The organism is Ralstonia sp. 24A2 (assembly GCF_051783885.1).
In the GTDB taxonomy this organism is placed as follows: Bacteria; Pseudomonadota; Gammaproteobacteria; order Burkholderiales; family Burkholderiaceae; genus Ralstonia.
This window is the reverse complement of sequence record NZ_JBPVZD010000003.1, coordinates 280,600-301,859: the sequence shown is the minus strand read 5'-3', so window position 1 is coordinate 301,859 and position 21,260 is coordinate 280,600. Positions and strand designations below refer to the sequence as shown.

18 protein-coding genes are annotated in these 21,260 nt (G+C 63.4%); 10 read left to right on the top strand and 8 right to left on the bottom strand.

Going from position 1 to position 21,260, the window contains the following annotated elements:
• Window positions 1-23: 23 nt before the first annotated feature.
• The 5 genes from ACS13N_RS18730 to ACS13N_RS18710 form a co-directional block, all read right to left on the bottom strand.
• Window positions 24-686: an SGNH/GDSL hydrolase family protein gene (locus ACS13N_RS18730; protein WP_438933123.1), complete on the bottom strand. Its 663-nt coding sequence runs from the start codon at window positions 684-686 to the stop codon at window positions 24-26.
• Window positions 687-701: 15 nt separating this feature from the next.
• A complete protein-coding gene (locus tag ACS13N_RS18725; protein WP_438933122.1) occupies window positions 702-1,007 on the bottom strand; it encodes an NIPSNAP family protein in 306 nt (101 codons plus the stop codon).
• A 62-nt stretch (window positions 1,008-1,069) separates the two neighbouring features.
• Complete coding sequence (locus ACS13N_RS18720; protein WP_438933121.1) at window positions 1,070-2,101, bottom strand: cytochrome d ubiquinol oxidase subunit II; 1,032 nt, start codon at window positions 2,099-2,101, stop codon at window positions 1,070-1,072.
• Window positions 2,098-3,471, bottom strand: a complete 1,374-nt coding sequence (locus ACS13N_RS18715; RefSeq protein ID WP_438933120.1) for a cytochrome ubiquinol oxidase subunit I — start codon at window positions 3,469-3,471, stop codon at window positions 2,098-2,100. The genes ACS13N_RS18720 and ACS13N_RS18715 overlap by 4 nt, the downstream gene beginning before the upstream one ends.
• Before the next feature lie 18 nt (window positions 3,472-3,489).
• Window positions 3,490-4,050, bottom strand: a complete 561-nt coding sequence (locus ACS13N_RS18710) for a GbsR/MarR family transcriptional regulator (RefSeq protein WP_004627541.1) — start codon at window positions 4,048-4,050, stop codon at window positions 3,490-3,492.
• A 596-nt stretch (window positions 4,051-4,646) separates the two neighbouring features.
• On the opposite strand from ACS13N_RS18710, the gene ACS13N_RS18705 reads away from it, so the two are divergent.
• The 5 genes from ACS13N_RS18705 to nirB all read left to right on the top strand — a co-directional run bounded on the left by ACS13N_RS18705 (window position 4,647) and on the right by nirB (window position 11,338).
• Window positions 4,647-6,191: a methyl-accepting chemotaxis protein gene (locus ACS13N_RS18705; RefSeq protein WP_438933119.1), complete on the top strand. Its 1,545-nt coding sequence runs from the start codon at window positions 4,647-4,649 to the stop codon at window positions 6,189-6,191.
• Window positions 6,192-6,336: 145 nt separating this feature from the next.
• Window positions 6,337-6,591 (top strand): GlsB/YeaQ/YmgE family stress response membrane protein, encoded by a 255-nt coding sequence (locus ACS13N_RS18700; protein ID WP_438933118.1) that lies wholly within the window; start codon window positions 6,337-6,339, stop codon window positions 6,589-6,591.
• A 180-nt stretch (window positions 6,592-6,771) separates the two neighbouring features.
• Window positions 6,772-7,062, top strand: a complete 291-nt coding sequence (locus ACS13N_RS18695) for a hypothetical protein (protein ID WP_438933117.1) — start codon at window positions 6,772-6,774, stop codon at window positions 7,060-7,062.
• 374 nt (window positions 7,063-7,436) lie between these two features.
• The gene (locus ACS13N_RS18690; protein ID WP_438933116.1) at window positions 7,437-8,759 is read left to right on the top strand and encodes an MFS transporter; all 1,323 of its coding nucleotides are present in this window, start codon (window positions 7,437-7,439) and stop codon (window positions 8,757-8,759) included.
• A gap of 23 nt (window positions 8,760-8,782) precedes the next feature.
• Entirely contained in the window at window positions 8,783-11,338 is a 2,556-nt protein-coding gene (gene nirB, locus ACS13N_RS18685; protein ID WP_438933115.1) for a nitrite reductase large subunit NirB, read from the top strand.
• A gap of 149 nt (window positions 11,339-11,487) precedes the next feature.
• Here the strand turns inward: nirB and ACS13N_RS18680 are convergent, their stop codons facing one another.
• Window positions 11,488-13,302 (bottom strand): S8 family serine peptidase, encoded by a 1,815-nt coding sequence (locus ACS13N_RS18680; RefSeq protein ID WP_438933114.1) that lies wholly within the window; start codon window positions 13,300-13,302, stop codon window positions 11,488-11,490.
• A 453-nt stretch (window positions 13,303-13,755) separates the two neighbouring features.
• Here ACS13N_RS18680 and nirD point away from each other — a divergent pair, with 453 nt between their 5' ends.
• The 5 genes from nirD (at window position 13,756) to ACS13N_RS18655 (ending at window position 20,248) form a co-directional block, all read left to right on the top strand.
• Window positions 13,756-14,094 (top strand): nitrite reductase small subunit NirD, encoded by a 339-nt coding sequence (nirD, locus tag ACS13N_RS18675; protein WP_438933113.1) that lies wholly within the window; start codon window positions 13,756-13,758, stop codon window positions 14,092-14,094.
• Complete coding sequence (locus tag ACS13N_RS18670; RefSeq protein WP_438933112.1) at window positions 14,091-15,323, top strand: NAD(P)/FAD-dependent oxidoreductase; 1,233 nt, start codon at window positions 14,091-14,093, stop codon at window positions 15,321-15,323. The genes nirD and ACS13N_RS18670 overlap by 4 nt, the downstream gene beginning before the upstream one ends.
• Before the next feature lie 27 nt (window positions 15,324-15,350).
• Window positions 15,351-18,113 carry a molybdopterin-dependent oxidoreductase gene (locus ACS13N_RS18665; RefSeq protein WP_438933111.1) on the top strand — a complete coding sequence of 921 codons (2,763 nt, stop codon included), beginning with the start codon at window positions 15,351-15,353 and terminating at the stop codon, window positions 18,111-18,113.
• A gap of 123 nt (window positions 18,114-18,236) precedes the next feature.
• Window positions 18,237-18,869, top strand: coding sequence for a DUF2239 family protein (locus tag ACS13N_RS18660; protein WP_438933110.1), 633 nt, complete (start codon window positions 18,237-18,239; stop codon window positions 18,867-18,869).
• Window positions 18,866-20,248: an MATE family efflux transporter gene (locus ACS13N_RS18655; protein ID WP_438933109.1), complete on the top strand. Its 1,383-nt coding sequence runs from the start codon at window positions 18,866-18,868 to the stop codon at window positions 20,246-20,248. Before ACS13N_RS18660 ends, ACS13N_RS18655 begins: the two co-directional genes overlap by 4 nt.
• A 21-nt stretch (window positions 20,249-20,269) precedes the next feature.
• Here ACS13N_RS18655 and ACS13N_RS18650 read toward each other — a convergent pair whose 3' ends face one another.
• Window positions 20,270-20,584, bottom strand: a complete 315-nt coding sequence (locus ACS13N_RS18650; RefSeq protein ID WP_438933108.1) for a Rieske (2Fe-2S) protein — start codon at window positions 20,582-20,584, stop codon at window positions 20,270-20,272.
• 13 nt (window positions 20,585-20,597) lie between these two features.
• On the bottom strand, window positions 20,598-21,170 hold the full coding sequence (locus ACS13N_RS18645; protein WP_438933107.1) for an RBBP9/YdeN family alpha/beta hydrolase: 573 nt from the start codon (window positions 21,168-21,170) through the stop codon (window positions 20,598-20,600).
• Window positions 21,171-21,260: the final 90 nt, after the last annotated feature.

Below are 21,260 nucleotides of genomic sequence, written 5' to 3'. Positions count from 1 at the left end.
GGCGCGGCTGCCTGGCGTGCGGACTAGGCGGTGTTGCCAACGTCTTGTTGCCGGAGCCAAGGCTGCACCGTTTGTGCCATCGCCTTGCCGAGCGCGAGATGTTGGTCCGCATCCAGATGGATGCCGTCAACACGGCTGGCGCCGGTGACGGTGTTCGCATCAAACAGCGCGCAACCCAACCCTTCTGCCACGTCCTGATACGCCTGCGTGAGGCCGGCAGCCTTGTCGGCAGCGCCCGCAAATTTCGCAGCCATGGCACCGGCCGGAATGCGTATGAGCGGTGGTACCACGATCAGCACGGGCGGTACTGGCATGCCGGGCTCGATGGGGGCTTGTCGGATGGCCGCGACCAGTTGGGCAATCCCTTGCGCGGCATCGTGGGCGCATTGCTGAAAGATCGCCTGAAAGTCGTTGGTGCCCAGCATCAGGATGACGAGGGTGAGCGGCGAATGCATTTCGATGCGCTGCGCGAGCGCCTGCAGGCCACTGCGCCCGGGGCGGACCGGGTCATCCAGTGTGGTGGTGCGCCCGTTGAGGCAGTCTTCGATAACACGCACGGCGTAGCCTTGTGCAAGCAGCGCGACCTCCATCACACCGGCCCAGCGCTCAGCAAAAGGCAGGCGCTGGCGCGTGCCCGGGACGATGCCCCAGGAGAGCGAGTCGGAATAAAGCAGGATGTGCTGCATGCGTGCGTGAATGGATTACGAAAAGACAGGGCGAAAGAAGCTGCGCTCGTAGCTGACGATGCAGCCAGTTTCGTCGGCATATTGGAAGGCGGCGATGCAGGCGGGGTCGGTTTTCGACTGCTCTCGATAGACCTCGTATGCCGCGAGGCTCGGGAACGAGAACAAGGCCAGCGCGACGTTGTTTGCGCCTTCGGACGGCAGAAAGTAGCCGTGGTGCCTGCCACCGAATTTCTCGACCAGCGGAATCCACATCTTGCCGTACGTCTCGAATTCAACAAGCCGGGCCGGGTTGACGATGTAGCGGAGGTAGCAGGTGATCATGGCATGTGCGGGCAGGCGAGAAAGGCTGTGAGCCTAAAGGTGCGCGCGCGGTGTCGTCAATCTCAGTAGTACCGCAGCTCCGTCGCCTTGCCGTGAAACACCTTGTACGAGTAGATCGTGTAGCCCACGATGGTCGGCAGCACGATGGCCACGCCCACCAGCATGAATTCGAGCGATTCCGGTGCGCTGGCAGCCTGCCAGATGTCGAGCCGGTCCACCACCAGATACGGGAACAGGCTGTAGGCCAGGCCGTTGAAGGCCAGCAGGAAGATCGCGCCGGTGCCCACAAAAGGCGCCCAGATCAGGTGTTCATCGCCCTTGGCAATCTGCTGTGGCAGGCGGCGCAGCACCCAGTCGATCAGGCCGAACAGCACGATCGTCACCAGCGGCACGGGTGCCAGCAGGATGATGTTGGGCAAGGCAAACCACTTGTCGAACACGCGCGTGCTGACCCACGGTGTGGCGAGCGACACTGCGGCCACGCCCAGCGCTGTGAACCACAGGCTGCCGCGCGCCCACTGCACCGCGCGCAACTGCAGCGCGCCTTCGGTCTTCATGATGAGCCACGTGGCGCCCAGCAGCAGGTAGCCGGCAATCAGCCCGCCCGCCGTACAGATCGCAAAGATGATGTTGGCCGTGTCGTACTGGAAGCCGGTGATGTACAGCCCCAGCATCAGGCCCTGCGCTGCCGTGGCGATGACCGAACCCGCATAGAACGCGCGGTTCCACCACGGCTTGTGGTGTGCGCGCGCCTTGACGCGAAAGTCGAATGCCACGCCCCGCAGCATCAGCCCGAACAGCATGATGGCGACGGGCAGATACAGCGCACCCAGGATTTCGCCGTGCGCAGCCGGAAACGCCACCAGCAGCAGGCCAACGCCAAGCACCAGCCACGTTTCGTTCGCATCCCAGAATGGGCCGATGGAGGCGATCATGGTGTCCTTCTCGGCGTCGTCGGCGCGGCGCAGCAGGATGCCGACGCCGAGGTCGTAACCGTCCAGCACCACGTAGGCCAGCACGGCAATGCCCATCAGGGCCATGAAGACCACCGGCAGCCAGCCGGCGGGTTGGGTGAGGTCAGGAATGGTGCTCATGCGTGGCTCGCAACGGGGGCGGAAGGTTGGGGGCTGTGCTTGGCCGGAATGTCGGCGTCAGTCGGGTCGATGGCGCCGCCGGCCTTGCGGGCCAGGTAGAACACCACGCCGATATACGAGGCGATGAGGAAGGCGTACAACGCGAGGTACATCGCCAGCGTGCTGCCGATCATTTGTGCGGGCACGGTGGAGGCGGCCTGCGCGGTGGTCAGCACGCCGTAGACGAGCCACGGCTGGCGACCGATCTCCGTCACGTACCAGCCGGCGACCACGGCCACCCAACCGGAGAACGTCATCGCCACGAGGGCGCGGGCCAGCCAGCGCGGCAGCTCACCGCCACGGCGCAAGCGCCAGGCGCTTGCCCACGACACGGCCAGCATCAGCAGCCCCACGCCGACCATCAGGCGGAAGGCGAAGAACACTGGCAGCACGGGTGGGTGCTGGTCGAACTGGTCCAGCCCCTTGACTTCACCATCGAGCGAGTGCGTCAGATATAGCGATGCGAGCTTGGGCACCGCAACTTCGAAGCGGTTGCTGCGCGTGGCTATATCTGGAATGCCGAACAGCACGGCGGGCACGCCACGCTCGGTCTGCCAGATGCCTTCCATGGCGGCCAGCTTGGCCGGCTGGTGCTCCAGCGTGTTCAGGCCGTGTGCATCCCCTGCGGCAATCTGCAGGGGGATCAACATGGCAGCCAGCACCACGCCCGTCTTGAGGGCAGCACGCACGTCGGCGCCACGGTCGTTGCGCAGCCAGCGATATGCGGAAAGCCCCGCCAGCAGGAACGACACCGTCAACCCCGAAGCCAGCAGCATGTGCGTGAACCGGTACGGAAACGACGGGTTGAAGATGATCGCCAGCCAGCTTTGCGGATGCGCGCGGCCGTCGATCATCACGTAGCCGGTGGGCGTCTGCATCCACGAGTTGAGCGCGATGATCCAGAACACCGAGATGGTGGTGCCCAGCGCCACGAGGAACGTCGCCAGCGTGTGAACGCGCTGGCTCACGCGGCCCGTGCCGAACAGCATGATGCCGAGGAAGCTCGCCTCCAGAAAGAACGCGGTCAGCACCTCATACGCCAGCAGCGGCCCGGCGATGTTGCCGACGGTATTCATATAGCCCGGCCAGTTGGTGCCGAACTGAAAGCTCATCGTCACGCCGGACACCACGCCCAGCGCGAAGGTCAACGCAAAGACCTTCACCCACAGACGGTACGCAGCCATCCAGGCCTCATCGCCGGTCTTGCGATAGCGCAGCTTGAAGAACAGCAGCACCCACGCCAGCGCAATGCTGATGGTGGGAAAGAGGATGTGGAAGGTGATGTTGGCGCCGAACTGAATGCGCGCCAGGACAACGGGATCAAGTGACATGAGACTTCTCGGGGCGGGCTACTTCGATTTGCCGCCAACGACGACGGCCAGCTTGTTCTTCATTTCCAGCAGCTTGTGCACCTTGGCGCCCATCTTCATGAGCTGCTGCAGGGATTCGGCGTCCAGCTTCTGCACGTCGTCAAACCAGTTGGTCATGAGCGTGATGAGCTGATACATCTCTTTCATGCGCGCCTGGGCGTGGCGGTCATCCGGGTCGGTGGGGGATTCGAGCATCACGTCGCGCAGCAGCGAGAGCGTGGGGTCGATCTCGCGCTTGCGGCGTTCTTCGGCCAGCGTGCGGAAGATGGTCCAGATGTCGTCGGGGGCCGAGAAGTACTCGCGCCGGTCGCCCGGCTTGTGCGAGAGCCGCACCAGCTTCCACGACTCCAGCTCCTTCAGCCCGATGCTCACGTTCGAGCGCGAGAAGCCCAGCGCCTCGGCAATCTCGTCCGCGTTGATCGGTTCACGTGCGGCATAGAGCAGGGCGTAGATCTGCCCGACCGTGCGGTTGATGCCCCAGCGGCTGCCCATCTCGCCAAAGTGCAAGACGAAGCGCTGTTTCAAGGGAGAAAGTTGCATGGTTTTGATCTTTCTCAATTTTCAGGAATTTCTGAAAGTTTAGCCGTCTTGTGCACCTGCACAATGCGGCGCGCTGTCGCGGCACCCTCCTGAGGCAAATCTCACGGCAGGCTGCAGGCCGGGTGGACAGCCTCTCCGTTTGCCGTCGTGTTTCAAAGAATATTGATGTGAGATTTTATATCAAGCAAACGTATGGCTTTTTGCGTTGACATGGCGGTCGAGCCGAAAATTGTCATAAATTAACTCAGATGAGTAATTATCAAAGGTTATTTATTTGAATGGCAGAATGAAACCATCTTGGATGCGGGTGTGGTTTCTCAAATTTTGCTTCGCCAATTACTGCAGATAGGGGATTATAAAAAGTCATATGCTAGGCTACGAGCCAGATTGTGAGCTGATCCAGGCCCGCGCATCGGGTTTCGGATGGTGTATCGGATTGCGATAGAGAAAACACACTCTCATCCCGGGGTTTCTACGGAGATTAACCCTTATGATGGCCATCGCCCTCCGAAAGGAGGGAGGATTTTCCACTTAATAAGTTCAGATTTCTGCCGAAGATGCGTTTGTAAAGCAAATCATCAAGGAGAAGCCCTGCCATGCGTGTCAATGAACCGGTCACCCAGCGCGAATACGAGTTCCCCGACAACGCCACGCTCATGTCGACCACCGACACACAGAGCTACATCGCCTACGCGAACGCGGCGTTTGTCGAGGTCAGCGGTTTTTCCCGAGAGGAGATCGAAGGCCAGCCGCACAACATCGTTCGCCACCCCGACATGCCGCCGGAAGCCTTTGGCGACATGTGGGCCACGCTCAAAGCCGGGCAGCCCTGGACGGCGCTGGTCAAGAACCGCCGCAAGAATGGCGACCACTATTGGGTGCGCGCCAACGCCACGCCGGTGGTGCGCAACGGCCGGGCGAGCGGCTACATGTCGGTGCGGACCAAGCCCACGCGCGAGGAAATCGCCGCTGCCGAGGCGCTCTATAAGGATTTCCGCACCGGTAAGGCCGGCAGTCGCAAATTTCACAAAGGGCTGATCGTGCGGACCGGGTGGATGGCCTGGCGCTCGATCTTCCAGGTGATGCCAGTGCGCTGGCGTATCCGCCTGACCTTCCTGTCGCTGCTTCCGACCCTGATCGCGGCTGCATGGGCGCTCGGCTTGTCCGGCGCGGCGCTGGGCGGCTTTGCGGGGGCGGTATTGGTTGCGTTGACGCTCGCCTCGCTGTCGTTGAAGGTGCAGATTGCCACGCCGCTCGAAAAGCTCCAGGAGTTGGCCCTGAGTGTGGCCTCCGGTGAGAGCCGGAAAGTCGCCATCGCAGACCGCGTGGACGAAATCGGCATGACGTTGCGCTCCATCAGCCAGCTTGGCCTGATGTTCCGCTGGCTGATCGATGATGTGGCCGAACAGGTGGTCAACGTGCAGTCAGCCAGTCAGGAGATCGCCAAGGGCAACGGCGACATCAACATCCGCACTGAACAGGCCGCCGCCAGCCTGGAAGAAACTTCCAGCTCGATGACGCAGATGACCGCCACGGTGGCCAGCAATGCAGAAACGGCGGGGCAGGCCAATACGCTCTCTGGTGCGGCCACACAGGCCGCGCTCAACGGTGGGCGCGCCATGGAAGAGGTGGTGGCCACGATGAGCGCCATCTCGCAGAGCGCCAAGCAGATTGCCGACATCATCGGTGTGATCGACAGCATTGCCTTCCAGACCAACATCCTGGCACTCAATGCTGCCGTGGAAGCGGCGCGCGCCGGTGAGCAGGGCCGTGGTTTTGCCGTGGTGGCGGGCGAGGTGCGTGCCCTCGCGCAGCGCAGTGCCGGCGCGGCCAAGGAGATCAAGGAACTGATCGGTACCAGCGTCGACAAGGTGAACTCGGGCTCCCGGCTGGTCGACCAGGCCGGCAAGACCATGGAGGACATCGTCGATCAGGTCAAGAAGGTCTCGGCCATGATTGCCGATATCAGCCTGGCCACCGCGCAGCAGACCGACGGCATCACGCAAGTCAGCCAGGCGGTCAACCATCTGGATCAGGTCACGCAGGAAAACGCCACGCTGGTTGGGCAGAGCGCGTCAGCGGCGGAAGGTCTGCGCATTCAGGCCACGCGCCTGGTGGAGGCGGTGAACGTGTTCCGTTGAGCTCCCCGCGTGTGCTTGCGAGGGCTGTTGCGCGCCTTCGGCAATTGCAAAAACCACGAAATCGCCACATGGCGAAAGTGTGGTCTTCGCCTACTATGCCTATGCAGCAACATCCCTCAAAACGCACATCCTCAGGAGCGGAAACATGGCCTCACACGGTTTGATTGCCTGGTTGATCATCGGCGCAGTGGCTGGCTGGCTGGCCGGCCTGCTGGTCAAGGGCGGCGGCTTTGGCATCTTCGTCGACATCGTGGTCGGCATCGTCGGCGCATTCATTGGCGGATGGCTGGCAGGGGTGCTGGGCATCTCGCTGGGTGGCGGGTGGATCGGCTCGATCATCACGGCGGTGATCGGTGCGGTGATCCTGCTGTTCATCCTCCGGCTCATCAAACGCGCATAGCGACACCGATGCGGCCAGCGCCTCCGGCGCAGGCCTGGCCGCAACGCAGCAGTCCTCATTCCCTCCAAACCGCCGGATTCCGCAACGCTCTCCATCACCTAGACTGGTTGGTACAAGACAGCCACGCCGCGCCACAAGCGCCGGTGCGGCCGGTACACGCTATACCCACGCGAGGTCACCATGTCTGACCAGCCATCCCCGCCGCAAGAACTCTACGAAGGGTTCGAGATTCACGTGTCGCCCAGCCCAATGCGGGCTGACAGCACGCGGTACACCTACACCGGTTACGTCTGCCACCCCGGCGCCAATCCGGCGCAGCCCGGCCACGTTGTGCCCTTCCATGCCGATGGCGACGACAGCTTCCGCAGCCCGGAAGCGGCGATGGAGGAAGCGGTGCACGTTGCGCGCAGCATCATCGACGGTACGCATCCGGACCTGTCTGTGCTGTCACTCGTGACACACGGGTACTGACCCCTCCATTCGACCTGTTCCTACTTGGCAGTGTGCGCATGTGATGCGCTGTTGCCTTCGGCTGCCCTGTCCACGCATGCGGCGCGATTGCTGTACCGCACCATAACGAACCACCCACGCACTGAAACCGTGCGACGTGGCGCTTGCATGTGAGGCACGCTCGCTGCGCATTTCTCCGCAAACCGCGATAGATCAAGGCTTTGCAGTCTTGGCACACCTGTTGCGTAGCACCATTGCGCGGGTCAATGGCGATTCGCGCTCTTCGTGGTGACGGCCCTGGTGCTCAGGGCTTTTTGGACAACGGCGTCCCAGAACCTGGCAAGTACAGCCCGGTTCTCGGGCGCCTTTCTTTTTTTTCGGAAGCGGGATTCGACATGACCGGCAAAGCCACCCGAATCGATCTGTTCAGCCTGCGCACACCGCAGATGCGCGCCTTTCATCTGACGTGGCTCGCGTTCTTCGTGTGTTTCTATGCGTGGTTTGCCTGCGCGCCGCTCATGCCGGTGCTCAAGGGCGAGTTTCATCTCACACCCGGACAGATCGCCAACATCAACATCGCCGCGGTGGCGGTGACGATTCTGGTGCGCCTGATTGTCGGCCCGCTGTGTGACCGGTTCGGCCCGCGCAAGACCTATACCGGGTTGCTGGTGCTCGGTGCCGTCCCCGTGCTGGGCGTGGCGCTGGCGCAGAGCTATGAGGCCTTCCTGTTCTTCCGCCTGGCGATCGGCGCGATCGGCGCGAGCTTCGTCATCACGCAGTACCACACGTCGGTCATGTTCGCGCCCAACGTGGTGGGCACGGCCAACGCTGCGGCAGCCGGCTGGGGCAATGCGGGTGGCGGCGTAGCGCAAGGCACGATGCCGCTGCTGCTGACCGCCATCGTAACGATGGGCGTGACGCAAAGCATGGGGTGGCGCCTCGCCATGGTGGTGCCGGGTGTGGCGATGCTGATCGTGGCCGCGCTCTACTGGCGCTATACGCAGGACTGCCCGGAAGGCAACTTCAGCGAGCTGCGCGCTGCCGGCAAGACCATCGACGGCGGCAAGAAGGGCGGCTGGAGCAGCTTCGTCACGGCGGCAGGCAACTACCGCGTGTGGCTGCTGTTCATCACTTACGGCGCGTGCTTTGGTGTGGAGATCTTCATCCACAACATCGCCGCCACGTACTACGTCGATCACTTTGGCCTGTCGCTGTCGGCTGCCGGCATGGCTGCGGCCAGCTTCGGTCTGCTGGCGCTGTTCGCCCGTGCGCTGGGCGGCATCGTGTCAGACCGCGTGGCAGCCAAGCGCGGCCTGGATGCCCGCACCCAACTGCTGTGCGTGCTGATGGTAGGCGAGGGCCTGGGCCTGTTCGGTTTCGCGCATGCAGGCAGCGTCACCGTGGCGGTGCTGGCCATGCTCGGCTTCGGCCTCTTCACACACATGGCGTGCGGCGCGACGTACGCGCTGGTGCCGTTCATTGATCGCCGCGCGCTGGGCGGCGTGGCCGGGATCATCGGTGCAGGCGGCAACGCTGGCGCGGTGGCCGCGGGCTTCCTGCTCAAGGGTATGGGCGATATGCAGACCACGCTGTCCATCCTCGGCGCGCTGGTGGCGCTGTCGGCCATCTGCGCCGTGGCCGTGCGCTTCTCGGCAGAACACAAGGCGCGCGAACAAGCGCTGTACGACAACACGCTGGCGGCCGCTGGCGGCGCCTGATTGCACCTACGGAGAACATCACCATGACCATGAAGATCGTCGTCATCGGCCACGGAATGGTGGGCCACAAGTTTCTGGAAAGCCTGCTGCACGCGCCGGGCCATCACCTGCAAGTGACGGTGCTGTGCGAAGAGCCGCGCCCCGCGTACGACCGTGTGCACCTGTCGGAATTCTTCGCGGGCAAGACGGCGGAGGATCTCTCGCTGGTGACCCCCGGCTTCTTCGATCGCGACGACGTGGTCCTCAAGCTCAACGCGCGTGCCACCGCCATCGATACCGTCGCTAGAACGGTGACGGCTTCTACCGGCGAGGTGCTGCCGTACGACAAGCTGGTGATCGCTTCCGGCTCGTCGCCCTTCGTGCCGCCTGTGCCGGGCAAGGACCGCAAGGATTGCTTCGTCTACCGCACCATCGAAGACCTGGAAGCGATGGCCGAATGCGGCCAGCGCGCCAAGACCGGCGTGGTGATCGGCGGCGGCCTGCTGGGCCTGGAATGCGCCAAGGCGCTGCGCGACATGCACCTGCAAACGCACGTGGTCGAGTTCGCCGGCCGCCTGATGGCCATGCAGGTGGACGACGGCGGCGGCCGCATGCTGCGCCGAAAGATCGAAGACCTGGGCGTGACCGTCCACACGCAAAAGAACACCGTCGAGATTGTCGATGGTGAAGACGGCACGCATCGTCTGAACTTCGCAGACGGTACGCACTTGGATGCCGACATGGTTGTGTTCTCTGCCGGCATCCGCCCGCGTGATGAGCTGGCACGCGCTTGCGGCCTGGAGGTGGGCGAGCGCGGTGGCATCGTGATCGACTCCGAGTGCCGCACCTCGGCGCCGGACGTCTACGCCATTGGCGAATGCGCGCTGTGGGGCGGCAAGGTCTACGGCCTGGTCGCACCCGGTTATGAAATGGCGCGCATCACCGCCAAGCAGATCCTGGCTGCCGATGATGCGACCGAGTTCAGCGGCGCGGACATGAGCACCAAGCTCAAGCTGATGGGCGTGGACGTGGCCAGCCTGGGCGATGCGCAAGGCACCACCCCGGGCAGCCGCACCGTGCAGTTCACTGACGAGCGCAAGCAGATCTACAAGAAGCTGGTGGTGTCGGAAGACGGCAAGTACCTGCTGGGCGGCGTGCTGGTGGGTGATGCCACCGAATACGGCACGCTGCTGCAGATGATGCTCAACCGCATCGAACTGCCCGAGGCGCCGGAATTCCTGATCCTTCCGCAGGCCGATGGCAATGCCCGCCCGGCACTGGGCGTGGATGCACTGCCCGACAGCGCACAGATCTGCTCGTGCAACGACGTGTCGAAGGGCGCGCTGTGCCAGGCCGTGTGCGGTGGCGCCACCACCGTGGGCGCGCTCAAGGATGCAACGAAGGCCGGCACCTCGTGCGGCGGCTGCGTGCCGCTGATGACGCAGGTGATGAAGGCCGAGATGAAGAAGCAAGGCTTGGCGGTCAACAACCACATCTGCGAGCACTTCCCGTATTCGCGCCAGGAGCTGTATCACCTGGTACGCGTTGGCCGCATCCAGTCGTTCGAGGCGCTGCTGGAAGCGCACGGCCACGGCATAGGCTGCGACATCTGCAAGCCGGCCGTGGCGAGCATTCTGGCTTCGTGCTGGAACGACTTCGTGCTCAAGAAGGAGCACGCCAGCCTGCAGGATTCCAACGACTACTTCCTGGCGAACATTCAGAAGGACGGCACGTACTCCGTGGTGCCGCGCATGCCGGGCGGCGAGGTGACGGCGGACGGCCTGATCGCCGTCGGCCAGGTCGCTAAGAAGTACGGCCTGTACACCAAGATCACCGGTGGCCAGCGCGTGGACCTGTTCGGCGCGCGCCTGGAGCAACTGCCGCTGATCTGGGAAGAGCTGATCGCGGCCGGCTTCGAGTCGGGCCATGCGTACGGCAAATCGCTGCGCACGGTGAAGTCGTGCGTGGGCTCCACGTGGTGCCGCTATGGCGTGGGCGATTCGGTGGGCTTTGCGATTGCGCTGGAGAACCGCTACAAGGGCCTGCGCTCGCCGCACAAGATCAAATTTGGCGTGTCGGGCTGCACACGCGAATGCGCTGAGGCGCAAGGCAAGGACGTCGGCATCATCGCCACCGAGAAGGGCTGGAATCTGTACGTGTGCGGCAACGGCGGCATGAAGCCCCGTCATGCCGAACTGCTGGCTGCGGACCTCGACCAAGCCACGCTCATCAAGTACGTCGATCGCTTCCTGATGTTCTACGTGCGCACGGCTGACCGCCTGCAACGCACCAGCACGTGGCGCGACAACCTCGAAGGCGGCCTCGACTACTTGAAGGACGTGGTCATCAACGACAAGCTGGGCATTGCGGCTGAACTGGAAACCGAGATGCAGCACGTGGTCGACACCTACCAGGACGAATGGAGGACCGCCGTGACCAACCCCGAGGTGCGCAAGCGCTTCCGCCACTTCGTCAACAGCGACGCGAAGGATGCGAACGTCGTGTTTGTTGAGGAGCGGGGGCAGATTCGACCGGCGACCATGGACGAGCGCAGTAAGACGCGGCCGGTGCGGATTCCTGTGGTGGCTGAGGCGGCTTGATGGTGCAGCATCCCGCATTCCCCGGAGTAACCAAGGGTGGGTGTCCACAATCCGATGTGCGCCTCGGGACGAAGGCTGAAATCGGGAACCAGCCGGTGGCCGGGTAGGTCATCGGCTGGTCACTAAACATGAGGATTTTGTGCCGGATTCTAATCTTCGATAACTGACACGGGCTTCACGATGGTGTCGATTCCTCCATCACTGTCTGTCACCGTTAGCTTCACGTTGTAGATTCTGGTCCCATCATTGAAGTTGTAGATCAGCTTGAAGCCAGGTGGCAGAACGGTATAGTCATGCGGACCTCGACCATCATCAAAGTCGTAGATCACGGAGACCAATTTGGTTCCGGACTTGGCAGTGGACGTATTTTGAAAGACAAAGCTATTCGTTCTAGTCCACTCTGTCACGATAAAGTCCGCCGCAGTGACGAGAGGTTCCGGGGGCGTTACCACCACTGGTGGCTTGGCGGTGCAATCGTTGCATACGGCCATGACCGCAGCCTTTGCGTCGAGAATGCCTGCCCCCATGGGGTAAGGAGGTGTGGTCAGGAACGCTCTAGCGGTTTGGGCAAGAATCGTTTTGACTGCCGACGTCGTCAAGGGTGTTTTTGCGACGGACTGCATTAACGCGACGACACCGGCAACATGTGGTGCTGCCATGGATGTGCCACTGAGCTGACCATAGCTGTCTATGGCAGATGAATCAGTTCCGCGTTTTAATGTTGAGTAGATTGATTCTCCTGGGGCAGAGATATCGACTTTGTCGCCAAAGTTCGAAAAGCTTGACGCTGCTCCGTATGGTGAAGAGGATGCAACGGTAATCACGTGATTACAGTTCGCGGGCTGATGTAAAGCGGTGTCCTCGGTACTATTTCCTGCCGCCACAACCACAATGGCACCACGGCTTGTTGCATCATCGATGGCGTCCTGCATGGTACGGCTACAGGTACCCGCGCCACCGAGACTCAGGTTTAGCACTTGGGCAGGATGTGGATTGATTGGAGCGCCAGGAGCGACGCCGCCTGAAGCCCAGATAATCCCCGAGGCAACGTCCGAACCGAAACCGAGTCCGCATGAACTTAGTACGCGAACCGGTACAATTTTTGCGCCCCAGGCCGTCCCTGCCACTCCCAGCCCGTTATTGGTGCTTGCGGCAAGCGTTCCTGCGACATGGGTACCATGCCAGTCAGCGCAGCTTGCTCCAGGATCGCGTCCATCTCCGGTAAATCGTCCCAACCTGATATCAATCCCAGGAAGGACATTGTCATCAAGATCGGCGTGGTGAGCGATTCCGGAGTCCAACTCCGCAATGACCACGCCAGAGCCATTTGCGATATCCCAAGCCTCTTCGGCGTTGATGCCGCCTAGATAGCGGCCTTGAGGTTTTAGGTAGGCCCCTTGAGCATAGTATTGCGGATCGTTGGGGGTCATATCCGCGTACATGGCGACATCCGGCTCAATGTATTCCACCTCTGGATCCGCATAGACCTGCTGCATGTACGCCTTCGCCTCTTCTCGCGTCAGCTTGCGATCCGTGACGATAACGTCTGCGCCCGTGGCAAGGCGGTGCGAGTGCCGCGCATGCGTGCGCATCGAACGGGTGCGCTCATTCACGCGCGCGTCGATACTCGTGGCGTCCCGGCGTTGGCGTGAATTCTCTTTGTACTTGACGATGAACCGATCGGTGTCGGCAGCCTCTGGCAAGGCTTGGACATTGAACTGATCGAATTGGCGCTCTTCTACGCTGGCCGTGGCGAGGGACGCGGCTTGCGGTTCCATGGCCGCAACAGGCGAATCGTCTCCCGATCCGCATGCCGTCAACGTGAGGGACAGCAACAATGCAATGGCCGCGCTGGTTGCCGAAAGCAATGGGCGGTGTGGTTTTCCTATCTTGGAATGAAATGGATTGTGCAATTCCTTCCCCTTCTTGTGGATTTTGATGGGGGGCAGATATTTCCATAACAAACATCAGGTGTTAATTGTGTTTTTGTTAAATTAATTCAATCGATCAAAAAAAGAATTGGCCTAATTTACAGCGCCACGCGGATTGTTTAGGTAGCCAGGTGCACTTGCACTTTGACCGTGAGGAGTTTTGGGCCAGGGCGGTGGCGTCTCACAGCACGGATGTTGTGCTGCACCACAACCGGGCGTCGATGCACCCGCGCCGTGCGCCGCAACGTTGTGTACTGCATCCATTGGGTCGACAAGCGTTCACAAACTCTCGTGGTTGCGGCATTTTCCACCCTGGCATGGGTGTTGCATTGCACGATGGCACAGGTCAACGGCGATCTGATTGTGTAGCAATAAGGCCTCGGTAGCCCGAGGCCCACTTGGACAACGGCGTCCCGGAATCGGAGCACTTCCCGGTTCCCGGACGCCTTTTGTTTTTTCGGCCCCCGTTTCTGACCAGAGATCATCATGCAAGCCAACCACTGGACCCCCATCTGTGCCCTGGACGACATCGTCCCGAATACCGGCGTGTGCGCGCTGGTGGGCGACGAGCAGGTCGCCGTGTTCCACGTCGCTGGTAGCGCGCCGCAGCACGTCTACGCTATCGCCAACTACGACCCCAACTCCGATGCGGCGGTGCTGTCGCGCGGGCTTGTCGGCAACCTGGGCGAGCGCATCGTTGTGGCGTCGCCGATCTACAAGCAGCACTTTGACTTGGCCACGGGGGAGTGCCTGGAAGCGCCGGCCAACTCGGTGCACGCGTACGCGGCGAAGGTGGAAGACGGACGTGTTTGGGTGGCCGTATGAATGCCCGGACCGTGCGCCCCAAGCTGGTCGTCATCGGCAACGGCATGGCCGGCATGCGCACGGTCGAAGAGCTGCTCAAGCTGGCGCAGGACCTGTACGACATCACCGTGTTTGGCGAAGAGCCACACGGCAACTACAACCGCATCCTGCTATCCCCCGTGCTGGCGGGCGAGAAGCAGGTCGACGACATCATGCTCAACACGCGTGAGTGGTATGCGCAGAACCACATCACACTGCACGCGGGCGACCCGGTGGTAAATATCGACCGCCCGCGCCGCACGCTGCGCTCGCGCGACGGTGTAGAGATGCGCTATGACCGTCTGCTGATCGCCACTGGATCGCGGCCGTTCATCTTGCCGGTGCCGGGGCACCTGCTGCCGGGCGTGATCGCCTTCCGCGACATCCAGGACGTGGAGACGATGCTGGAGGCGGCGCGCAACCATCGGCATGCCGTCGTCATCGGCGGCGGCCTGCTGGGGCTGGAAGCGGCGAATGGCCTGATGCGCCAGGGCATGGACGTGACCGTTGTGCACCTGCCGGACACGCTGATGGAGCGCCAGCTCGACAAGCCCGCCGCGCAGTTGCTGCAGAAGGCGCTGGAGGCCAAGGGCCTGCGCTTCCTGCTCGGCGCGCACACGGCCGAACTGCTCGGTACTGACCGCGTGACCGCCGTCCGCTTCAAAGACGGCACGCAGATCCCCGCCGACCTCGTTGTCATGACGGCCGGCGTGCGCCCGAATATTGAACTCGCCAAGGCCGCCGGCCTGCATTGCGAACGCGCCATCGTCGTCGACGACACGCTGCAAACGTACGACCCGCGCATCTACGCCGTGGGCGAATGCGTGCAGCACCGCAGCGCCACCTTCGGTCTCGTCGCACCCATCTGGGACCAGGCCCGCGTGTGTGCCGCCCACCTGGCCGGCGCCGGACACCGTCGCTACATCCAGCAGGCCACGGCGACCAAGCTGAAGGTCACGGGCGTCGATCTCTATTCCGCCGGCGATTTCATCGGCGGTGATGGCACCGAAGACATCGTGCTGCGCGACCCGCGCCGCGGCGTCTACAAGCGTCTCGTGCTCAAGGACGAACGCATCGTCGGCGCAGTGCTGTATGGCGACGTGGCCGACGGCCCGTGGTACTTCGACCTGATCCAGCGCCAGACCCCCATCACGCCGATCCGCCAGCGCCTGTTGTTTGGCCGCGCGCTGTGCGAGGCAGAAGCCGCCTGATTTTCCGCAAGAACCCAAGGCCAACCCATGACGATGACGACCATCCCCATCCTTCCGGCCACTGACACGGTGCGTACGACGTGCCCGTACTGCGGCGTCGGCTGCGGCGTGCTGGCGACCCCGCAGGCGGATGGCAGCGTCGGCATCGTGGGTGATCCGGCGCACCCATCCAACACGGGGCGCCTGTGCGTAAAGGGTTCGGCGCTGGGTGAGACCGTCAGCCTTGATGGGCGCCTGCTGTACCCAGCCATGCGCGAGCGTTCACACGATGTGGATGCGCCGCAGTTGGCAAAACCTGCACCGCTGCAGCGCGTGTCCTGGGACACCGCACTGGATACCGTCGCCCAAGGCTTTCGCCGCATCATCGACCAACACGGCCCCGACGCCGTCGCCCTCTACGTCTCCGGCCAACTGCTGACCGAGGACTACTACGTCGCCAACAAGCTCACGAAGGGCTTCATCGGCACGGCCAATATCGATACCAACTCGCGGCTGTGCATGTCGTCGGCCGTGGCAGGGCACAAGCGCGCGTTTGGCGAAGACCTCGTGCCCGTTTGCTACGACGATCTGGAAGCGGCGGATCTGATCGTGCTGGTCGGCTCCAACACCGCGTGGTGCCACCCGATCCTGTTCCAGCGCATCGCGCGTGCCAAGGAGGCGCGCCCGGAGATGAGGGTGGTGGTGGTCGACCCGCGCCACACGGCCACGTGCGAACTGGCGGATCTGCACCTGCCCATCAGGCCAGGCACGGACGTCTGGCTGTTCAACGGTTTGTTGTCGTTCCTCTCGCGGCGCGGCGTGGTGGACCGCAACTTCGTCACCCTGCATACCAACGGCCCCGACGCAGCGCTGGCCGCTGCTGGTACTGAGAGCGAAGACGTCGAAGCCGTGGCCAAGGCCTGCAAGCTCAAGCTCGACGACTTGCTCACGTTCTACAACTGGTTTGCCAATACCGAGCGCACCATCACCGCGTTCTCGATGGGCGTGAATCAATCGACGGCGGGCACCGACAAGGTCAACAGCATCATCAACTGCCACCTGCTCACGGGCCGTATCGGCCGTGCGGGCATGGGGCCGTTCTCGATTACCGGCCAACCGAATGCGATGGGTGGCCGCGAGGTAGGCGGCCTCGCCAACATGCTGGCCGCGCACATGGAGCTGAACGAGCCTGTGCATCGCGCGCTGGTGCAGACGTTCTGGAACGCCCCGCGCATGGCCGACAAGGTGGGGCTGAAGGCGGTCGACCTGTTTGAAGCCATTGAAGACGGGCGCGTGAAGGCCGTGTGGATCATGGGCACCAACCCCGTGGTCAGCCTGCCCGATGCCGACCAGGCGCGCCGCGCGCTGGCCAAGTGCGAACTCGTCGTCGCCTCCGACATCGTGGAAGCCACCGATACCACCGTGCTGGCCGACATCCTGCTGCCCGCACTCGGCTGGGGTGAGAAAGACGGTACGGTGACGAATTCCGAGCGCCGCATCTCGCGTCAGCGCGCCTTCCTGCCGGCACCCGGCGAGGCACGCGCAGACTGGGACATCATCGCCGACGTCGCGCGCCGCATGGGCTACGACGGCTTCGATTTCAAGCGCCCGCGCGACGTATTCGACGAGCACGCGCGCCTATCCGCCTACGCCAACGACGCAAGCGGCATGCAAGGTGTTCGGCGGGCATTCCACCTTGGCGGCCTGACGGGGCTCGACACGGACGCCTACAACGACATGGCGCCCGTGCAATGGCCTGTCGCCATGCCGGGCAGCAGTGAAGCGCGCCTCTTCAGCGACGGTCGCTTCGCTCATGCCGATGGCCGCGCGCGCTTCGTGCCGACGTCTGCTCGCGCACCCGCGCATAAGGCAGACGGCGAATACCCGCTCATCCTCAACACCGGCCGCGTGCGCGACCAGTGGCACACCATGACGCGGACTGGCCGCGCGCCCAAGTTGGCGGATCACGTGCCCGAACCGTTCGTCGATCTGCACCCGCACGACGCACTGTTGGCCGGCGTGCGTGAAGGCAGCCTGGCGCGCGTGTCGTCGCGCTGGGGCAGCATGGTGGCGCGTGTGCGTATGACGGGCGGTATCGCGCGCGGCAGTGTGTTTGTGCCAATCCACTGGAATGGGCAGTTCGCTTCCGACGCGCGCGTCGGTGCGGTGGTCAATCCGGTGGTCGATCCAGTGTCGGGTGAGCCCGAGTTCAAACACACGCCGGTGATGGTCGAGCCGTTTGACGTGGCGTGGCACGGCTTCGTGCTCTCGCGCCGCGGGTTGGACACCGATGACGCCACGTGGTGGACGCGCATCCAGGGCAAGCAGTTCGTGCGCTATGAGCTGGCAGGGCGCCAGCAGCTCGGTTCGGTGCGTGACTGGGCGCGCACGCTGCTCCGCGTGACGGACCCGCATGCCGATTGGCTCGAATACGAAGACAAGACGGCACGCGTCTACCGTGCCGTGCATGTGGTGGATGACCGCATCGAGGCCTGCGTGTTTCTTTCGCCCCGCCCGGACCTGCCGTCGCGCAATTGGCTGGCGGGGCTGTTCGCGCAGGCGCGTCTGGAAGACCTCGACCGCGCAGGCGTGCTGCTCGGCCAGCCGATCGAGGCCGGTGCCGACGTGGGGCCGACCGTGTGCTCATGCTTTGGCGTTGGCCGCAACACCATCTGTGACGCCATCCGCACCAAGGGGCTGCAATCTACGGGCGAGATCACGGCCTGCCTGAAAGCCGGCGGCAACTGCGGCTCCTGCGTGCCGGAACTGAAGCGCTTGCTGGTGGAGGCGTGGGTGCAGCAGGCGGCCTGATTGGCCCCGCTGCGGCACGTGATGACGCCACATGCCGCGCTACAACCTATTTCTACCCGGAAGATATTGACGTCAAATTAAACCCGGGTAGAATCGGCTCCTTTGTTCGACTGGAGCCTCTTCATGCATCCCGCATCGGTTGTGACCTGTACGGCGTTTGCCGGCGCGCGGCGCGTTGCCGCCGGCCCGCTGCGTGATGTAGCGCAAGCGGTCAAAGCCTACGTCGACCACCATGCCGATGCTGCCGTGCTCGTCTTTGACGATGCCACCAGCGATGTGGTCGAGCTTGACCTGCGTGGCTCGGTTGATGATGTGCTGGCGCGGCTTCCTGTCCAATCCGTTCCCGAGATCCCCGAAGAACCGGCGCAGCCGCGTGGCCCCGGTCGCCCGAAACTGGGCGTGACCGCGCGCGAGGTGACGCTGCTGCCGCGCCATTGGGAATGGCTGGCCTCGCAGCCGGGCGGGGCGTCGGTGACGTTGCGCAAGCTCGTGGAAGCCGCACGCCGCGCGACCGAGGCACGCGACCGTCAGCGCGCCGCAACCGATGTCGCGTATGGTTTCCTGTCGGCCATGGCGGGCAATGCGCCTGCCTATGAAGATGCGTTGCGCGCGCTGTTTTCCGGCGATGCTGAACGCTTTGCCGCTTGCACCGAGCATTGGCCTGTCGACGTGCGCGACCATGCGCGCGGGCTGGCGCAGCGCGCCTTCGCTGCAGCGGACTCCCCCATACAAGAAGAAGGACAACAAACCGTATGAGCACTCCCCAAACCCATCCCACTGCAGCGCGTCCGCTGTGGCGGACCTTCGTGTCCTTTCTCGGGCCACTGATTCTGGCCAACATCCTGCAATCGTTGTCGGGCACGCTCAACAACGTCTACGTCGGGCACATGCTGGGCGTGAAGGCGCTGGGCGCGGTGTCGGCGTTCTTCCCCATCCTGTTCTTCTTCATCGCCTTCATCATCGGGTTGGGCTCGGGTGCGGCGGTGCTGATCGGGCAGGCGTGGGGCGCCAAGAAACCAGAGGCGATGAAGACCGTGGCGGGCACCACGCTGTCGGTCGGCTTTGCCGTGGGCCTGGCCGTGGCGCTGCTGGGCGGCCCATTCGCGCAGGCGCTGCTGCGCTGGCTCGGTACGCCGGCCGACATCCTGCAGGACGCCACGCTCTATGCCAGCGTCATGCTCTACGCCATGCCGGGTCTGTTCGTCTACCTGCTGGCCACCGCGATGATGCGCGGCGTGGGTGACACGCGCACGCCATTGCGTACGCTGGCGCTGTCCACGTCGATTGGGCTGGTGCTCACGCCGACGTTCATTCGCGGCTGGTTTGGCCTGCCGCAACTGGGCGTGGCCAGCGGTGCCGTGGCAACGATCATTTCGTTCACGGTGGCGCTGGTGTGGCTGGCGTTTTTCCTGCGCCGCCGCAACCATCCGCTCGCGCCGGATGCCGTGCTGGCACGGCATCTGTGGGTGGACTTTGGCGTGCTCAGGACGGTTCTGAAGATCGGCGTGCCGACGGGCGTTCAGCTTGTGGTGATCTCGATTGCAGAGCTGGCGCTGCTGTCGTTCGTCAACAGCTTCGGGTCGGATGCCACGGCCGCTTATGGCGCCGGCACGCAGATCATCAGCTACGTGCAGTTCCCGGCCATGTCGATCGCCATTACCGCGTCGATCCTGGGGGCGCAGGCCATTGGCTCGGGCAATACGGATCGGCTCGATGCCATCACCCGCACCGGGCTGATGCTCAACGTCGCGATTACCGGGCTGCTGGTGGTGCTGGCGCTGCTGTTCTCGCGTTCCGTGATTGGCTGGTTCACCACGAATACCGAGGTGATGAGCCTGGCCCAGAGCCTGCTGCACATCTCGCTGTGGAGCTCGGTCATCTTCGGTATGGCGAGCGTGTTCTCGGGCGTGATGCGCGCCAGCGGCACGGTGATGGCGCCCACGGCCATTTCCATCGTTGCCATTGCGGCGGTGGAAGTGCCGGTGGCGTGGATGCTGAGCCGGCACATCGGCACCGATGGCATCTGGGCAGCGTATCCTGCTGCGTTCATCGCCATGTTCGTGATGCAGGGGGCGTACTACGGTTTGGTGTGGCGCCGACGCGCGCAACGCTTCGGTATCCGCCGCATGGTGTGATGCCACACTCGCCGCACCGCACTATCCAGCGGGCGGTGGGTTTTCCAGCTTTACGGTCAGCATGCCGTCGGTAGCGCTGACCGGAAAGCGCTTGAGGCATAGCGCGGCGGTGTCGCTCGCAGCCAAATCGAAGTGCAGCCCGTGTGCCGGACATTGCAGCCGCGTGCCTTCCAGCTTTCCACCGGCCAGTGATGCCCCTTGATGCGGACACGTGTTGTCGATGGCGTAGACCGTGCCATCAATGTTGAACAGCACCAGGCTGCGGCCCTCTATGAACACCAGCCTGCGCTGACCCGGCGGCAGCTCCGTCGCGGGAATCGAGACAGCGCGCGACATGTCGCCCTCCGATTCAACGCAACGCATCGATGAGCGCCTGTGCCTGCGGCCACGGCCCAAAGCCAGCGGCGGGGTTCAGGTGTCCGACATCCCCCAGATCGACCAGCCGGCTGCCCCAGTCGTCGGCCATGCCCGCGATGCGCTCGTAAGATGCCAGCGGGTCGTTGCGGCTGGCCGCGACGATGCTCGGAAACGGCAGCGGACGGCGCGGGCAGGGTAGCCAGCCGTTTTTCTGCAACACGTCATGCGTTGGATAGCCCGAGGGTAGCGGTGTATCCAGGTCGGCTGGGGTGGCAAGCAGCGCACCGTGGATGCTGCGCGCATGATGCCGCGCCCAATGCACGGTGATCATCACACCTGCGCTGTGTGCCACCAGAATCACCGGTCCATTGATTGCGGAGACCGCCTTGTCCAGCGCCGCGACACGCGCCGCGCAACTGAGCTTGTCGGCTTCCAGTGGCGGCACCGATTCAGCTTTGCATCCATTGCCTTGCAACGCGGCCTGCAGCAGCGTCTGCCAGTGGTCGGCTACGTGGTCCCGCAGGCCGGGCACCATGAGGATCGTCGGAGTGGTTTGCGTTTGCATCAACAGAGAACGAAGGTGTGGGCGTGGAAAAAAACGAGGAGGTCGCCCTCCTCGAATGCCGACCGGGGAGACGGCGGCAACCGCCTCCCG

Bases quoted from the DNA above. Each gene is read 5' to 3' on its own strand.
- ACS13N_RS18730 (WP_438933123.1), bottom strand. From the start codon at position 686: ATGCAGCACATCCTGCTTTATTCCGACTCGCTCTCCTGGGGCATCGTC.
- ACS13N_RS18725 (WP_438933122.1), bottom strand. From the start codon at position 1,007: ATGATCACCTGCTACCTCCGCTACATCGTCAACCCGGCCCGGCTTGTT.
- ACS13N_RS18670 (WP_438933112.1), top strand. From the start codon at position 14,091: ATGAATGCCCGGACCGTGCGCCCCAAGCTGGTCGTCATCGGCAACGGC.
- ACS13N_RS18665 (WP_438933111.1), top strand. From the start codon at position 15,351: ATGACGATGACGACCATCCCCATCCTTCCGGCCACTGACACGGTGCGT.
- ACS13N_RS18720 (WP_438933121.1), bottom strand. From the start codon at position 2,101: ATGAGCACCATTCCTGACCTCACCCAACCCGCCGGCTGGCTGCCGGTG.
- ACS13N_RS18690 (WP_438933116.1), top strand. From the start codon at position 7,437: ATGACCGGCAAAGCCACCCGAATCGATCTGTTCAGCCTGCGCACACCG.
- ACS13N_RS18645 (WP_438933107.1), bottom strand. From the start codon at position 21,170: ATGCAAACGCAAACCACTCCGACGATCCTCATGGTGCCCGGCCTGCGG.
- ACS13N_RS18705 (WP_438933119.1), top strand. From the start codon at position 4,647: ATGCGTGTCAATGAACCGGTCACCCAGCGCGAATACGAGTTCCCCGAC.
- nirB (WP_438933115.1), top strand. From the start codon at position 8,783: ATGACCATGAAGATCGTCGTCATCGGCCACGGAATGGTGGGCCACAAG.
- ACS13N_RS18655 (WP_438933109.1), top strand. From the start codon at position 18,866: ATGAGCACTCCCCAAACCCATCCCACTGCAGCGCGTCCGCTGTGGCGG.
- ACS13N_RS18710 (WP_004627541.1), bottom strand. From the start codon at position 4,050: ATGCAACTTTCTCCCTTGAAACAGCGCTTCGTCTTGCACTTTGGCGAG.
- ACS13N_RS18695 (WP_438933117.1), top strand. From the start codon at position 6,772: ATGTCTGACCAGCCATCCCCGCCGCAAGAACTCTACGAAGGGTTCGAG.
- ACS13N_RS18700 (WP_438933118.1), top strand. From the start codon at position 6,337: ATGGCCTCACACGGTTTGATTGCCTGGTTGATCATCGGCGCAGTGGCT.
- nirD (WP_438933113.1), top strand. From the start codon at position 13,756: ATGCAAGCCAACCACTGGACCCCCATCTGTGCCCTGGACGACATCGTC.
- ACS13N_RS18650 (WP_438933108.1), bottom strand. From the start codon at position 20,584: ATGTCGCGCGCTGTCTCGATTCCCGCGACGGAGCTGCCGCCGGGTCAG.
- ACS13N_RS18660 (WP_438933110.1), top strand. From the start codon at position 18,237: ATGCATCCCGCATCGGTTGTGACCTGTACGGCGTTTGCCGGCGCGCGG.
- ACS13N_RS18715 (WP_438933120.1), bottom strand. From the start codon at position 3,471: ATGTCACTTGATCCCGTTGTCCTGGCGCGCATTCAGTTCGGCGCCAAC.